This is a genomic window from Idiomarina ramblicola (assembly GCF_003987255.1).
GTDB classification, from domain to species: Bacteria; Pseudomonadota; Gammaproteobacteria; order Enterobacterales; family Alteromonadaceae; genus Idiomarina; species Idiomarina ramblicola.
Window position 1 is genome coordinate 240,330 of sequence record NZ_PIQC01000005.1, and the last position, 16,000, is coordinate 256,329.

Annotated in this window: 13 protein-coding genes; 6 read left to right on the forward strand and 7 right to left on the reverse strand. The window is 45.5% G+C overall.

Going from position 1 to position 16,000, the window contains the following annotated elements; translation table 11 throughout:
• Positions 1–100: 100 nt before the first annotated feature.
• The 6 genes from CWI78_RS08550 to CWI78_RS08575 are packed head-to-tail and all read left to right on the forward strand — an operon-like array spanning position 101 to position 7,027.
• Positions 101–1,057: an AAA family ATPase gene (locus CWI78_RS08550; RefSeq protein ID WP_126782151.1), complete on the forward strand. Its 957-nt coding sequence runs from the start codon at positions 101–103 to the stop codon at positions 1,055–1,057.
• Positions 1,057–2,016: a DUF58 domain-containing protein gene (locus CWI78_RS08555; protein ID WP_126782153.1), complete on the forward strand. Its 960-nt coding sequence runs from the start codon at positions 1,057–1,059 to the stop codon at positions 2,014–2,016. The genes CWI78_RS08550 and CWI78_RS08555 overlap by 1 nt, the downstream gene beginning before the upstream one ends.
• A complete protein-coding gene (locus tag CWI78_RS08560; protein ID WP_126782155.1) occupies positions 2,013–2,492 on the forward strand; it encodes a DUF4381 domain-containing protein in 480 nt (159 codons plus the stop codon). Before CWI78_RS08555 ends, CWI78_RS08560 begins: the two co-directional genes overlap by 4 nt.
• A complete protein-coding gene (locus CWI78_RS08565) occupies positions 2,485–3,468 on the forward strand; it encodes a vWA domain-containing protein (RefSeq protein WP_126782157.1) in 984 nt (327 codons plus the stop codon). Before CWI78_RS08560 ends, CWI78_RS08565 begins: the two co-directional genes overlap by 8 nt.
• A complete protein-coding gene (locus tag CWI78_RS08570; RefSeq protein ID WP_126782159.1) occupies positions 3,465–5,303 on the forward strand; it encodes a tetratricopeptide repeat protein in 1,839 nt (612 codons plus the stop codon). The genes CWI78_RS08565 and CWI78_RS08570 overlap by 4 nt, the downstream gene beginning before the upstream one ends.
• A complete protein-coding gene (locus tag CWI78_RS08575; RefSeq protein ID WP_126782161.1) occupies positions 5,297–7,027 on the forward strand; it encodes a BatD family protein in 1,731 nt (576 codons plus the stop codon). Before CWI78_RS08570 ends, CWI78_RS08575 begins: the two co-directional genes overlap by 7 nt.
• A 69-nt stretch (positions 7,028–7,096) precedes the next feature.
• On the opposite strand, the gene CWI78_RS08580 is transcribed toward CWI78_RS08575, so the two are convergent.
• The 7 genes from CWI78_RS08580 to CWI78_RS08610 all read right to left on the reverse strand — a co-directional run bounded on the left by CWI78_RS08580 (position 7,097) and on the right by CWI78_RS08610 (position 15,872).
• Entirely contained in the window at positions 7,097–8,965 is a 1,869-nt protein-coding gene (locus CWI78_RS08580; protein WP_126782163.1) for a SurA N-terminal domain-containing protein, read from the reverse strand.
• Between the two features lie 152 nt (positions 8,966–9,117).
• On the reverse strand, positions 9,118–9,390 hold the full coding sequence (gene hupB / locus CWI78_RS08585) for a nucleoid-associated protein HU-beta (RefSeq protein ID WP_011234253.1): 273 nt from the start codon (positions 9,388–9,390) through the stop codon (positions 9,118–9,120).
• Positions 9,391–9,694: 304 nt separating this feature from the next.
• On the reverse strand, positions 9,695–12,019 hold the full coding sequence (lon, locus tag CWI78_RS08590; RefSeq protein ID WP_126782165.1) for an endopeptidase La: 2,325 nt from the start codon (positions 12,017–12,019) through the stop codon (positions 9,695–9,697).
• 122 nt (positions 12,020–12,141) lie between these two features.
• A complete protein-coding gene (gene clpX / locus CWI78_RS08595) occupies positions 12,142–13,413 on the reverse strand; it encodes an ATP-dependent protease ATP-binding subunit ClpX (RefSeq protein WP_126782167.1) in 1,272 nt (423 codons plus the stop codon).
• Between the two features lie 28 nt (positions 13,414–13,441).
• Positions 13,442–14,062, reverse strand: coding sequence for an ATP-dependent Clp endopeptidase proteolytic subunit ClpP (gene clpP / locus CWI78_RS08600; protein WP_126782169.1), 621 nt, complete (start codon positions 14,060–14,062; stop codon positions 13,442–13,444).
• A gap of 99 nt (positions 14,063–14,161) precedes the next feature.
• Positions 14,162–15,463 (reverse strand): trigger factor, encoded by a 1,302-nt coding sequence (gene tig / locus CWI78_RS08605; RefSeq protein ID WP_126782171.1) that lies wholly within the window; start codon positions 15,461–15,463, stop codon positions 14,162–14,164.
• Between the two features lie 181 nt (positions 15,464–15,644).
• Entirely contained in the window at positions 15,645–15,872 is a 228-nt protein-coding gene (locus CWI78_RS08610; RefSeq protein WP_126782173.1) for a hypothetical protein, read from the reverse strand.
• Positions 15,873–16,000: the final 128 nt, after the last annotated feature.

Consider the following 16,000-nt stretch of genomic DNA (forward strand, 5'->3'; position numbering starts at 1 on the left):
AGATTGAAAATTCGGAACAAAGGCAGCATTGTTGCTGTCATTGCTATGCGGTACTGACAGCATAGTCAGTTTTTGCCGATAACGACAGCCTGGAGTCAACATGACCGCGACAGCGTTTCAACAATTACAAAACTACCTGAATCGACAAGTTCTTGGACAACCCGATTTTACCCAAAACCTCTTAATTGCCGTACTGGCTGATGGTCACCTGCTTGTCGAAGGCCCGCCTGGCCTCGCTAAAACACGCGCTGTGCAAGCCTTAGCAAAAGGCATCGAAGGTGATTTTCACCGTGTACAGTTCACTCCTGACCTATTACCGGCAGATTTAACCGGAACCGATATCTTTCGTCCCGAAACGGGTCAATTTGAGTTTCAACAAGGCCCTTTGTTCCATAATTTAATTCTGGCCGATGAAATTAACCGTGCGCCGGCGAAAGTTCAGTCCGCTTTATTAGAAGCAATGGCAGAACGACAAATTACCGTGGGTCAGCGCAGTTACCCGCTTTCTGACCTGTTCATGGTATTAGCAACACAGAACCCGCTGGAGCAGGAAGGAACTTATCCGTTACCTGAAGCTCAGCTCGACCGGTTTTTATTGCATTTGAAGCTCGACTACCCAGATGCCGAGACCGAACAGCAAATCCTTCGCCTAACTCGGGGAGAGGCTTTGTCAGGCGATCTCGACACTCCCACACCATTAACGCAAAAAGAATTGTTTAGCGCCCGGCAGGAAGTCTTGCAGTTATATTTAGATGAAGCTGTCGAAAACTACATCGTTCAGCTCATTATTGCGACGCGCCAACCACAACGTTACGATCAAAACTTAGCGCAATGGATTGGGTACGGTGCCAGTCCTCGTGCCACCATCGCCCTGGAACGTTGTGCCAGAGCAAAAGCCTGGCTGGATGGTCGCGATTTCGTCACACCTGACGATGTTATCAGCGTCTTTCACAACGCTTTACGCCACCGTATTATTTTAAGCTATCAGGCTGAAGCAGACGGTGTGTCGCACGATCAGATTCTGGATACGATTTTAAAACTTGTACCGGCACCATAATGTTAAAAGCTGAAGTTGAACAATGGCTTAAACAATTGCACTGCGATGGTATTAGCCCCGGTATTCAAGAGCTGCTTTACTATCGCAGTAAAATTAATGCGTTTGCGCGCCATCACAAAAGTCTGCCGCGCTCAAGCCAAGCAGGCCCCTTACTTAGTAAAAGCCGCGGTCGCGGAATGGAGTTCGACGAAGTTCGCCACTACCAGCCAGGTGATGATATTCGCTCTATTGACTGGCGGGTAACAGCCAGAACCGGTAAAGCTCATACGAAGCTTTACCGTGAAGAGAAAGAACGCCCGGTATTTATTTGGGTGGACTTATCTCTGACTCAGCTCTTCGGCAGCCAGTTTGTATTTAAATCGGTTCAAGCCTGTCACTTAGCCGCAGCACTGGCCTGGCAAGCTCAGCACAAAGGTGACCGCATTGGCGGGTTAATAGGCAACGGCTGGCTTCATCAGGAATTAAAGCCAGCGGCCAGACAAAAAGGTGTGTTGCGCTTATGCCACGCGCTACTGGAAGTTCATCAGGACAGTCTGACTCGCTGGAAGGACAAACAAAAACAACAACAAAACGCTTTGGATGACAATCTGAAACGTTTACGCCAACTGGTGAAACCAGGCAGTACCATTCACGTTATCAGTGACTTTTACAGCGCTAGTGAACATTTCCTGGACGGTTTACGTGTTTTGTCTCGACACAACTCCATTCGTTGCTTCAGTCTTTACGACCCAATGGAACACGAATTACCGCAAGGATACTCGTCACATCCTTTGGCGATTACAGATGGTCAACAACAGGTCAATATCAATCTGGCAGACCAGCAACAAAGAAAAACGTACCAACAAGCGGCTGAACAACGCTGGCAGAGCATTCAGCAAGCTTTTAGAAAGCGACAGCTGTCGTTAACTCCAATATCCAGTGCCTTGCCATTAGAACAGCAGTGGGCGGAGGTGACATGACGCAACAGCCCTCATTAGAGCAGCTAAACGATATTGTTGAACCCAATGATGCCAGCTGGTGGCCACCATCGTGGGTAACTCTTGCCGTTGCAATTATTGTTCTTGTCGGTGTGACGATTTTTCTTATCTGGATGCTTCGTCGCTGGCAGAAGTCCAGGGTACGTAAGACTGCCATGGCTCAGCTTTTGCAACAGAAAGACTGCAGTGTCGAACAGCTCACCGTGTTGCTTAAGCGTATAGCACTTGCTTACTACCCCAGAGAGTTAATAGCAGAGAAACACAGCCAAAACTGGTTAAATTTCTTATTCGTTCCGCTATCTGATAAGGAAAAAGCATTGTTCGAACCGTTACTGGAACAAGCCGACAAAAACTTTTATGGCATGGCCGATGATGCGTTTAACCAAAGTTACTACCAGTTAGCAAAAGTTTGGCTGAGTAAAGATTTGAGCAAACAACCAGGAGCTGACAATGTTTGAATTTGCCTGGCCCTGGATGTTTTGTCTGTTACCCCTGCCTTTCCTTATATGGAAGTGGGTTCCTGCGGTTCAAAAAAACAGTTCAGCCATACGTATTCCTAGTACCTACGGATTGGTCAATACAGGCCAAAGCACAGGCAAACGCCGACTGTTATTACTGCTCATGAGCTTATGCTGGCTCCTGCTGGTCACCTCTGTCGCGAGACCTCAATGGCTGGGAGAGCCCTTAACGGTTCGCGCCGAAGGAAGAGAAATTATGCTGGCAGTCGACTTATCGGGCAGTATGGAAATTGCAGATATGCAGCTTGACGGACGTTCTGTCGACCGTTTAACCATGGTTAAGCATGTTCTAAGCGACTTCATTGAGCGTCGCGAAGGTGACAGATTAGGCCTGATTTTATTCGCTGATACCGCGTACCTACAGACACCCATGACTTACGACCGCAATACCGTAAAACAGATGTTAAATGAATCTGTACTCGGTTTAGTCGGCGAACGCACAGCAATAGGTGATGCCATCGCCTTATCAGTCAAACGCTTTCGCAGCGATGAGGAGTCTAACCGAGTGTTGGTACTCCTCACCGATGGACAAAATACGGCTGGCAATCTGACACCTGACCAGGCACTTGAGCTTGCACAGGCTTATGATGTCACCATTTATCCTATTGCCGTTGGTGCTGAGGAAGTGGTTGTCGACAGCTTTTTTGGGCAACGCAGAGTGAACCCAAGCCGCGATCTGGACGTTCCATTAATGCAAAGTATTGCTGAAAAAACCGAGGGTAAATACTTTCGGGCGCGCAGCACGGATGAGCTTGAAGATATTTATCAAAGATTGGATCAGCTTGAACCGATTGCAGGGGATCCTCAACAGTTACGGCCACAAGTCAGTTTATTTTACTGGCCGTTAGCCATAAGTTTTCTTTTATTCGTCATTATTGTCATGATGCATTATCGCCCCTGGGGGAGACGTTCATGAGCGAATTACACTTATTACGCCCCTGGTGGTTACTCGCGTTAATTCCGGTAGCCTTACTTTACTGGCGTTTACTTTACAGCCAAAAACATCAAGCAGGCTGGCATCAATGGCTTCCCGGACACTTATCAAAAGTATTGGTAAAATCGGGGACTAAACCATCACTATGGCCAATCCATCGTTTCCTATTAATGACCTTATTAGCAACACTGGCGCTGTCTGGCCCTACCTGGGAACGACTGCCACAGCCGGTATATCAGCTTGAATCAGGCCAGGTTGTTATTATGGATATGTCACCTTCTGTCTTAGCCGATGACGTTTCCCCTGACAGGCTAACCCGCATGCGGTATAAAGCCATCGATTTGGTCAGAGCCGGTCTGGATGGTGACACAGGCCTTATTGCATACGCTGACGATGCTTTTACTATCAGTCCGCTCACCGCCGATAATCGTAATTTGGTTAACCTTATCCCCTCATTATCACCCGAAATTATGCCTGCAGCAGGCAGTGAGCCCCTACTAGCCCTGCAATTAGCAGATGACTTGCTAAGAAACGCAGGTTACCCACAGGGCGATATTTATTGGCTTACAGATGGCATCAGCAGTAGCGAACTCAATCAACTCAGTCGCTACCTGCGTTCATTAGAGCATCGGGTTTCTATTCTTGCAGTAGGTACTGAAGAAGGTGCAGCGATACGTGACAGTTCTGGCCGTTTATTAAAAGACAATAACCAGGTTGTGATTGCGAAAACGTATCCTTCTCGGTTAGCCGATCTAGCGTCAATCACAGGTGGTGTTTTCACATCAGTCACAGCGGATAATAGTGATATTGATAAACTGATAAATCAAGCGCCTTTAACGCGTGAAGGCAAAGACAGCGACGACCAGCAGCAAGGAGATGCCTGGCGTGATATGGGTCCTTATGTCGCGCTTTTTATCTTACCTTTAATGTTGTTTAGCTGGCGTCGGGGCACAATGCTGAGCCCATTGATCCCCGCAGTACTTGTGCCACTGGCAAGCTATAGCCCAAACCTTCATGCCGCACAAGAATCTACCTGGGAACAACAGTTTCTGAATAACGAGCAACGCGCACAACGTCTGTATCAGGATAAAGAGTATGAACAAGCCGCTAGTTTAAGCAAAAACCCTATTCGACAAGGTGCAGCCTTGTACCGAAAAGGTCATTTTGAAGAAGCCGCGAGCGTCTTCTCACAGCAACAGTCACCTCAAGCCTATTACAATCTAGGTAATGCACTGGCTCAACAACAGCAATATGACGCCGCCATTGATGCATACGAAAAAGCATTGGAGCAACGCCCGAGTTGGTCACAGGCTGCAGAGAATAAGCAATTAATGGAGCAACTAAAGCAGCAGAACAAGAAAGATTCTGGTGATTCTGGTGATTCTGGTGATGCTTCAGATGAGTCCGATTCAGAAAACAAAAACAGTCAATCTAATCAAGACTCTGAGCAAAGTGATGATGGGCAAGAGCAACAGAGCAGCGAAGCCAATAATAACGACGGCCCGCCAAACCCGAATGAGTCAGATCCGCAAGATGCTCAACCCGAAAAAGATGAAATAGAGCAAGAACCTGAAGAGCAACAGAAAAAAGAAACGCAGGCTGAAGAAGGAGACAGTAATGAAGAATCCACTCAACAGCTTCAACAGAAAGTTGCCGAAGGCGATATTGACCCCGAAAAAGCTCAGCAACTGGAACAGTGGATGAACCGGGTTCCTGATGACCCTAGCATACTGCTACGCAACAAAATGCTTCTGGAAAGCCAACGCCGTCGTCAACGTCGAGCTTCAGAACCACAAGGAGAAGATAAAAAATGGTAAGAGCATGGCTACACACCATCTTATTGATTAGTTTTTTACTTGTGAGCCAACTCGCTCGCGCCGATGTCTCCGAAGTAACGGCGACAGTCGACCGCAACCCGGTTACCGCTAATCAATCTTTCGTCTTGACCGTTACAGTTGATGACGATGTGGCGAATGAGAGTTTTTCTCCCTCCAAACTATTAAAAGATTTTGTTGTAGGAAGAACGTCGGTCAGCCGCCAAACCTCGATGATAAATGGTCGTCTCAGTAAACAAACTCGATTTACTACGGTACTCATTCCTCAGTCAGCAGGGGAATATAAGATCCCTGAAATCACCATCGCCGGTGTTTCGTCAGAACCGATTTCTTTGCAAGTTCTTGAGGCAGGAAGCAGTCAGGATACGGAGCAAAAAGTGGCCTTTCTGGAAGCTCAGGTCGACAGTGAGCAAGTGTACTTGCAACAACCCATCACTTACGTTGCCCGGCTGTTTTTGGCTGCCGATTTAAATAAAGGCAACTTAATACCCCCTGAAGCTGAGAATGCCGACGTTCAGCAGATAGGCAGAGACGAAGAAAGTACACAGATGGTCAATGGCCGTCGCTATAAGGTCTATCAACGTATTTACCAAATTACTCCCAGCAAATCAGGTCCACTCACTATTGTTGGTGCACGTTTCGATGGTGAGGTCTTTACTCAGGGTCAGCGCTCTATATTTTCGTCGTTCTCAAATACGCAACCTGTCAGCACAATAGCTGAAACCATTGATGTTGAGGTACAACCGGTACCTGATAATTGGCAGGGTCATTGGTTGCCAAGCGAGTTAGTCAGTATCACTCAATCGGTTTCACCCGAACAGGAAAACTATACGGTCGGTGAACCATTGACCATTTCTTACATGCTAACCGCAGTTGGCGTGAAACCGGAACAGTTGCCGGAGATAAAACCTAACTTCCCTAATACCGTGCGGGTTTATCCTGATGGTGAAGAAACGGATCAATTTACCCGCAACGGTGTGGTTATATCTCAGAAAACAGTTAGTTTCGCAATTGTGCCGAATCAACCCGGCCCGTTAACTGTTCCCGCACTTAGACTTCCCTGGTTTAATACAAAAACTGGGCTAGCTGCTTCCGCTAAAACTGAAACATTAGACTTTTCAGTGGATATGGCAGAGGGCATGCAGGCTATTCCCACAGAGAAACCAAAAGGTGAGTCCCCCGCTCAGTCATCACAAGCGTCTGCCCAGCAACCAACCAAATCAAAAGCTTCAGTCGAGATAGCGTGGTGGAAGCAAGGCTGGTTTATTGCATTAATCAGTCTGGTTTTACTCGTGTCCTTAATAATCAACAGTTATCTTATGTGGAATAAGGGTTCGGCTTCAGCCAGTAAAACCAATTTACGGAAGAAAACTGAGGAAAAACACGAGTTAAACAAAGATAAACTGTGGCGTGAATTCCAGCAAGCTTGCAGTAAGAATGATGCTCAAGCGGCCAAAAACTCATTATTAAAATGGGCAGCTCGTTATTTCGACAAATCATTTAATAGCTTAACTGAGTTGTCTCAGCACCTCTCAATAAAAGAAGCATCCCTTGCGACTCTACAACAATGTCTGTATCAGCCCGGAAATAACTCCTGGAATGATGGAAAGATGTTATATAAAGAGGTTAAGGTATCCATAGAAAAAGGTAAAAAGAAAGCTGCTAGCGGCGACAAAAGAGGCTTACCAAAGCTATACAACCGTTAACTTCATACCTAATAAAAAAGCTCAGACTTTTACGGTCTGAGCCTTTTCAGTTTTAACGGAGTCAAAGTTTTATCGCGTCGATAGACGCTTAATATCCGCATCACTTTTTAAGTTGCTAATGAAAGCTTGCAACATAACTTGCGCCTGACGATTCTGCAACTGAGCCTGCAACTCGTCAATCTGACTTTCATTCTCGCTCCCCTGAGACACTTCAGTCAAAGCGACTACTGCCGCATCGCCATTTGGTAACGCCACTGTAGTAAAAACAGCCTCGCTGTCTGCCGCTGGAGACATTGAGAAAAGCTCCTGCACGATGGCTCTTGGATATTCGCTATTATTACGAGAAATACTATCCAACCAAACAATATCATTGCCAACGTCTTCATCAGACTGCCAAGCTTGCATCCATTCTTCAGCTTTCTGAAGAGCTAATTGCTGAGCTTTTTCAACACGTAACTCCTCAACAATTTGTCCCCGAACTTCATCCAACTCTTTAACCCGAATAGGCTGATGTTCAGTGACTCGTACTACCAGTGAACGATCATCTGATGTTTCGATGATATCGCTGTTAAGCTTTTCTTCAATTAACTGTTCTGAGAACAAATTATTCAGAATAACATCGTCGCTCAATGGTGTAGGCGCTCTCTCGCGAGTGAATAAGTCGGTTCGACGCACAGTCGCTCCAATCTCTTCAGCCGCTGGCTCTAAGGTATCCGGTTGTTCAAAGCTGATTTCCGCAAGTTTTTGCTGCTTTTCAAAGTAAAGGTTTTCAGCTTTCTCCGCGAGTAACTGCTGGCGAACCTCTTCTTGCACTTCACTGAATGGCGTCACAGCCCCTTCACGCAAGTCGGTTAGCTTAATAATATGATAACCAAAACTGGTTTCGACAATACCGGATAAATCACCAACACTTTCTAATTCAAAAGCGGCAGCATCAAAATCTTCGTCCATCATGCCCGACTCAATCCAGTCAAGGTCGCCACCCTGCTCGGCAGAGAAGGTATCATCGGAATACGTTTTCGCTACCTCAGAAAAATCTGCGCCTTGCTCAAGTTCAGACAAAGCCTGCTCTGCCTTTTCTTTTGCATTGTCAGTATCAAACTCAATCAGAATATGAGAAACGCGACGTTCTTCTTCCGTTGAATATTGCTGCTGACGCTGTTCATAGTACTCGCGCACCTCTTCTTCAGAGATTTCAGCATCAGACTCAATTGCGGCTAACGAAAGCTCGACATAAGCGACACTCAGTCTTTCTTCAGTACGGAACATGTTCTGATTTTGCTGATAGAACGTTTCGATGTCCTGCTCTGCGATTTCTACCTGATCTTCAAAGTTTTCATTGCTGGCAACCACGAAGCCGCCTGAACGAGATTGGTTTTGCAGACGCAAAAACGCTAAAGCTTCAGGCTCTAGTACAAACTCAGACTCAGATAAACCCCGAATTAATTGATTTCGAGTCATATCCTGTTGCATAACACTTGCAAAAGCTTCTGGGCTGTAACCTGCATTACGCAGCGACATCAAATAGACGTCGTTATCGAACTGACCCGCCGTACGAAACTGTGGAATGTCTCGAATGGCCGCTTTTACCTGCTCAGAGCCTACACGCATCCCGTTCGCTTCGGCATATTGCACCAAGAGCTCTTGCTCGATAAGTCCTTCAAGTACTCCACTACGTAAATTACGCATATAGTCTGGATCGGAAGTAATAGCAGAAAACATATCACCAAACTGCTCTTGTAAGCGACTGCGCTCATTCTCGTAAGCACGATCATAGTCACTACGAGGAATTTCTTCTCCATTAACTTTTGCAACGGCATCTTCTGTGTCACCCGTGATATAACCACCAACACCTGCCAGGGCAAAAGTTAGAATGATTAACACAAGAATGGCCTTAGCAGTAAAACTCTGCGAGCCTTCCCGAATCCGCTCTAACATAATAAGGCTTTCCTTATTTTACCTGAATAATCGACATCACATTATAAGGTGATTCGTCTTAAAACTCACCATCCATACAAAAAAATAACCCGAGGTTTATAAACCTCGGGCTACTATTATTATTCTTTAAAAAAAGCGCTAATGCGCTTTAATTAATTTACTGCGTCTTTCAGTGCTTTACCTGCTTTAAAAGAAGGTACTTTAGCTGCAGCGATCTGGATAGTCTCACCCGTTTGAGGGTTACGACCAGTACGAGCAGAGCGCTCACGCACGCTAAATGTACCGAAGCCAACTAATGCGACTTGGTCATCTTTTTTTAGAGCATCAGTTACTGCATCGATCATAGAGTCCAGAGCACGACCAGCAGCAGCCTTAGAAATATCTGCACCTGCCGCGATTTTGTCAATAAGCTGAGACTTGTTCACAGTATCATCCCCTTAGATTGTTATTATCAAGTTTCCGTGGTTCCATTCGGATTTAAATGGGCCAAAACGGTTATATCAAGCTTGATTTAATTGTTCAAGCACCATTATTTCCAAATAGCTTTCCTATCCAGCTGTTCTTAATGTCATACATCTGAATCAGCTTTAAACTCTAGGCTACCACAGTCGTTTCGATTGAAAACCCTTTTTACTCACTTTTTAACGAAAAAATGCGGCCTGAAGCATGATTTCTCATCCGCAGACCGCATTCTAGCGTCCAAATATGACTTTAGTATTAAGCGACTGGTTATTCTTTAACCAAGGCAACATCCAATACTTCATCAATCCATTTTACGGGTTGGATCACTAAGTCTTCTTTTACGTTATCCGCTATTTCTTTTAAGTCGCGCTCATTCTCTTTAGGAATTAACACGTGCTTAATTCCGCCCCGATGCGCCGCCAAAAGCTTCTCTTTTAAGCCACCAATAGCCAGAACTTCACCGCGCAAGGTTATTTCACCTGTCATTGCTACATCGGAACGCACTGGCTTACCGGTTAAAGAGGACACCATAGCTGTCACCATAGCAATACCAGCACTAGGGCCATCTTTTGGCGTAGCCCCTTCAGGTACGTGAACATGAATATCGCGTTTCTCATGAAAATCATCGGCAATACCGAGCTTATCGGCACGGCTACGAACTACGGTCAGGGCCGTCTGAATCGACTCCTGCATAACATCGCCTAAGGACCCAGTCGTGGTTGTCTTACCTTTACCTGCAACATTCGTTGCCTCAATGGTGAGTAGATCGCCACCGACTTCAGTCCAGGCCAGTCCAGTAACCTGTCCAACTTGATTCGCCTCTTCAGCTTTACCGTAATCAAAGCGTTGCACACCTAAATAGTCGCTAAGATTGTCACCATTAATCTCAACGTGCTTAATGGATTTATCCAGCAAGATTTCCTTCACCGCTTTGCGACACAGACGCGACAATTCACGTTCCAGGTTACGCACACCCGCTTCGCGCGTGTAGTACCGGATAATGCCAATAATTGCGCTGTCCTGAACCGTAATTTCTTTCTCTTTTAAACCGTTGCGCCCAATTTGCTTAGTTAACAGGTGCCGCTTAGCAATATTTAACTTCTCTTCTTCGGTGTAACCCGATAAGCGAATCACCTCCATACGGTCTAATAAAGGCGCAGGAATGTTCATACTGTTGGATGTCGCCACAAACATCACATCGGACAGATCGTAATCCACTTCAAGATAATGATCGTTGAAATTAACGTTTTGTTCGGGATCCAACACCTCTAGCAACGCTGAAGCAGGGTCACCACGCATGTCTGCCGACATCTTGTCGATTTCATCCAATAAAAACAGTGGATTGCGGACACCAACCTTCGACATTTTTTGAATCAACTTACCCGGCATTGAGCCAATATAAGTGCGACGATGCCCTCTTATCTCAGCTTCGTCGCGTACGCCACCAAGAGCCATGCGAACGTACTGGCGGCCGGTCGCTTTTGCTATTGACTGCCCGAGAGACGTTTTACCAACGCCTGGCGGGCCAACTAAACAAAGAATTGCACCCTTCACTTTGGTGGTTCGCTGTTGCACCGCCAAGTATTCAATAATGCGTTCTTTTACTTTCTCTAAACCATAATGGTCAGCGTCCAGTACCTTCTCTGCATGAGCCAAATCTTTCTTTATACGCGACCGCTTTTTCCAGGGAACCGACACCATCCAGTCAATATACCCCCTGACAACCGTTGCCTCTGCCGACATCGGCGACATCATTTTCAGCTTTTGCAATTCAGCTTCTGTCTTCTTCTTAGCTTCAGCCGGCATCTGAGCATCATCAATTTTTTTCTGCAGTTGCTCAAATTCATCGACGCCGTCTTCGGTTTCACCCAGCTCTTTTTGAATGGCTTTCATTTGCTCATTCAAATAATACTCGCGCTGGCTTTTTTCCATTTGCTTTTTAACACGGCTGCGAATACGTTTTTCTACCTGCAGGATATCAATCTCGCCTTCCATTAACGCCATCAGGTGTTCTATACGATCACGCACGTCGGTAATTTCAAGAATGGTCTGCTTTTCTGCAAGCTTTAGAGGCATGTGAGCGGCCATAGTGTCCGCTAAGCGATCACCATCCTCAATACCAGATAACGACGTCAGTACTTCCGGTGGTATCTTTTTGTTCAGCTTCACATAACCTTCAAACTGGTTCAGTGCCGAACGGATAAGCACTTCTTCCTCTTTTTCAGGTAGCTCTTCAGCGGCCAGATAATGAATACTGGCTTTAAAGTACTCTTCGTTATCCTGCAACTCGTCCAGTTGCGCTCGCTGCTTACCTTCAACCAGAACTTTTACCGTACCATCGGGTAATTTCAGCAGTTGCAGTACTGTAGCAACAGTACCCACCTGGTAAATATCCTCATTGGTAGGTTCGTCTATTGAAGCGTCTTTTTGCGCCGCGAGAAAGACTTGTTTATCTTCGTCCATCGCAGCTTGTAAACATCGAATCGATTTTTCCCGACCGACAAATAGCGGAATCACCATATGCGGGTAAACCACTACATCTCGTAACGGCAGAACAGGCATCGTTAATTGTTCGGTGCGTTCTTCGCTCATTAAATTCTCTCCCGACCTAGGTTTACTTTGTTATATGCGGTCTTTACCTGAAAGTTCAATCCCTGACAGAAAAAAAGGGCCATTCCGGCCCTTTTTTTGAACGCTTTTAATACAGTTTCGGATTATTCCCCCGAAGCCTGCTTGTTCTTCTGTTGGTTGGCGTAAATCAAAATAGGATCAGATTCACCTGCAATCACAGACTCATCAACCACTACCTTAACGACACCTTCTACAGACGGTAACTCGTACATTGTTCCAAGTAAAACGCCTTCAACAATTGAACGCAAACCGCGAGCTCCGGTTTTACGAATCATTGCCTTTTTAGCGATGGCTCTTAATGCATCCTCACGAAACTCAAGCTCAACGTCTTCCATTTCAAATAACGCTGAGTATTGTTTCGTTAACGCATTTTTAGGCTCACGCAAAATTTCAACAAGGGCTTCTTCATCCAGTTCATCCAGAGTTGCCACAACGGGTAAGCGACCAATAAACTCAGGGATCAACCCATAGCGAACCAAGTCTTCTGGTTCTACTTTGGCAATAATAGCGCCCTCTTCACTTTGCGTCTTACTTTTCACTTCAGCACCAAAACCAATACCGGTTCCGGTGGACAAGCGTTGCTCAATAACTTTATTCAAGCCGGCAAAAGCACCACCACAAATAAACAGAATTTTTGATGTGTCGACTTGCAAAAACTCTTGTTGAGGATGTTTGCGACCACCTTGTGGCGGTACAGAGGCAACCGTCCCTTCAATCAGTTTCAACAAGGCCTGCTGCACGCCTTCACCACTAACGTCTCGAGTGATTGACGGATTCTCTGACTTGCGTGAAATTTTGTCTATCTCATCGATATAGACAATGCCACGCTCCGCTTTTTCAACGTCGTAATCGCACTTTTGCAGAAGCTTTTGAATAATATTCTCAACGTCTTCACCAACATAACCAGCTTCGGTCAATGTTGTCGCATCCGCCATAGTGAAAGGCACATCCAGGTAACGAGCCATAGTCTCAGCAAGAAAAGTCTTTCCTGAGCCCGTAGGACCAATCAGCAATATATTACTTTTACCCAACTCAACTTCTTCTTTGCCTGAGGCGCGTAAACGTTTGTAGTGATTATAAACCGCTACTGACAACACCTTTTTCGCTCGGTCCTGACCAATAACGTAGTCGTCTAAGTGCTTACGGATAGCTTTGGGTACAGGCAGTTCATCCTGATCCGGCACCGGGGAGAGTTGGTGAATTTCTTCTTTCAGAATGTCATTACAAAGCTCCACGCATTCATCACAGATGAATACGGACGGCCCGGCAATGAGCTTCTTAACTTCGTGCTGACTTTTGCCACAAAAAGTGCAATATAGCGGCTTATCGCCGTCACCTTTGGACTGATCCGTCATGCTTATCTCCTAACTACTAAGTGCCAACTCAGGACTCTTCGCCACGCTGGCTTAAAATACCATCAACCAGGCCATAATTGATTGACTCTTCTGCCGTCAAAAAGTGGTCGCGATCGGTGTCTCTAGCCACTTTCTCATAATCTTGGCCTGTGTTCTCAGATAACATACGGTTTAAACGCTCTTTCAGATCCAAAATTTGCTTCGCATGGATTTCGAAATCTGATGCTTGTCCCTGAAATCCACCTAATGGCTGATGAATCATGACCCGGGAGTTAGGTAGGCAATAACGTTTCCCCTGCGCACCACCAGCTAATAAGAACGCGCCCATACTAGCGGCTTGCCCCATACACACGGTACTCACGTCCGGTTTAATAAAGCGCATGGTATCGTAAATAGCCATACCGGCCGTAACGACACCACCAGGCGAGTTAATGTATAAGTAGATGTCTTTATCAGGATTATCTGATTCTAAAAACAATAGCTGCGCCACAATAAGGTTGGCCATATGATCTTCAACCTGACCACAGCAAAAAATAACACGCTCTTTTAACAGGCGTGAATAAATGTCGTAAGAGCGCTCCCCTTTTGACGTCTGTTCGACAACCATAGGGACTAGCTGTGCCATTGGATCCTGAATATCGCTCGACATGTGTTATAAAGCTCCTGAAATAAAAATGGCTCGTATGAGGTCATACGAGCCATTAAACCAAGCTGTAGCGGGACCCGTCAAGGATTCCGTTACACGAGATTACTGCTGCTTCGGATTCATGATGTCGTCAAAGCTTGCTTTTTTCTCTTTAACTGAAGCTTTTTCCAACACGAATTCGATTGCTTGCTCTTCTAACGCTAAGTTACGAACTTGCTGCATCATATCGTTGTTTGATTTGTAATACTCAACAACTTCCTGCGGGTCTTCGTAAGCAGAAGCGGCTGTTGCAATGATTTCATCTACTTTTTTATCATCAGCTTTAAGCTCGTTGCCACGAATCACTTCACCGAGTAACAAACCAACTTTAACACGCTCTTTCGCTTGTTCTTCGAATAGCTCAGCCGGTAAGTCAGGCATTTGCTCGGCATTACCACCAAAACGTTGAGCAGCTTGCTTACGCAGTTGATCAATTTCTTGGTCAATCATTGATTTAGGCAGTTCAACATCGTTGTTTTCAACAATGCCTTTAAGCACTTGTTCTTTAACTTTTGCTTTCACGGCATTTTTCAGTTCGCGTTCCATGTTCTTGCGAACTTCTTCTTTCAACGCTTCAACACCGCCTTCTTTTACACCAAACAACGCCACAAACTCATCGTCTAATTCAGGCAAGTCGCGTGCTTCAACCTTCTTAGCCGTAACAACGAACTGCGCTTCTTTACCTTTCAGGTTTTCAGCGTGGTAGTCTTCTGGGAAAGTGACTTCAATCGTCTTTTCTTCACCGGCTTTAATACCTTTAATTTGATCTTCAAAGCCTGGAATCATGCGACCTTCGCCTAATTCCAATGCGAAATCTTCGGCCTTACCGCCTTCAAATTCTTCACCGTCGATAGAGCCAACAAAGTCCATCGTGACCTTATCGCCTTTCTTGGACTTACGTTTAACTTCTTTCCAGTCAGCGTGTTGCTTCTGCAAAGTTTCAAGCATGTTGTCGACATCTTTCTCTGTGACTTCAACAGCGGGCTTTTCTACTTTTACTTTTTCCAGATTTTGAACTTCAACTTCTGGATACACTTCAAACGTTGCAGTGAACTCAAGATCTTTACCTGGCTCATTGACTTTAGGTTCAATTGCAGGCGCACCAGCAGGGTTCAATTTTTCCTGCATCACCGCTTCAAAGTATTTACTTTGCATGACACTTGAAGCTGCACGTGAGCGAGCTTCGCGACCAAACAGCTTTTGCAGGACGTTTGGTGGAATTTTCCCTTTACGGAAACCATTCACACGACGATGGCGATATTCTTCTTTTAATAAGCGTTTAACTTCGCTATCAATTGCGTCTGCCGGGACTGTTACAGTCACACGACGTTCTAAACCTTGAGTTGTCTCTACAGAAACCTGCATTGCTTCATTACCTCGGTTTCAATCAATGAATGTTACTCGTATCAACTTATCATTATAAAATTAGGATACGGCAACGGCGTTGACCTTTAAAAATGACGCAGCATTATAGCGAGGTGACCGCCCGGAGTCGAGCCCCCAAGCGGCAATTTTTAAGCGACTCTTTAATCGATGAGGAAAATAATTAAGATTTGTCTTTAAGCTCAAGCAATAGATTATTGATTTCACCCAACTTATCCGGCTTATCTCCAGCCATATTTTCTTGATCGGCGACTTCAGTTTCAAGCTCATCATAACGCCACTGCGTCAGCACTTCGATTTTTTGCTCTGTTGTGAGCTCAGCATCATTCACCACGTCTTGTGGAGACGCGAACGCTTCAGCGGGATTCCTTAAACTTTTCTTAAAGTCCATAACAATAGCTCCAGCCAAGGATTAACAATAAAATTATTGAATTATTTATAAGTTAAATGTAGCAGTAGTGGCTTAAAAGAAAAAGGATAAAGAGTGTAATGGTCGGCGATGCAGGATTTGAACCTGCG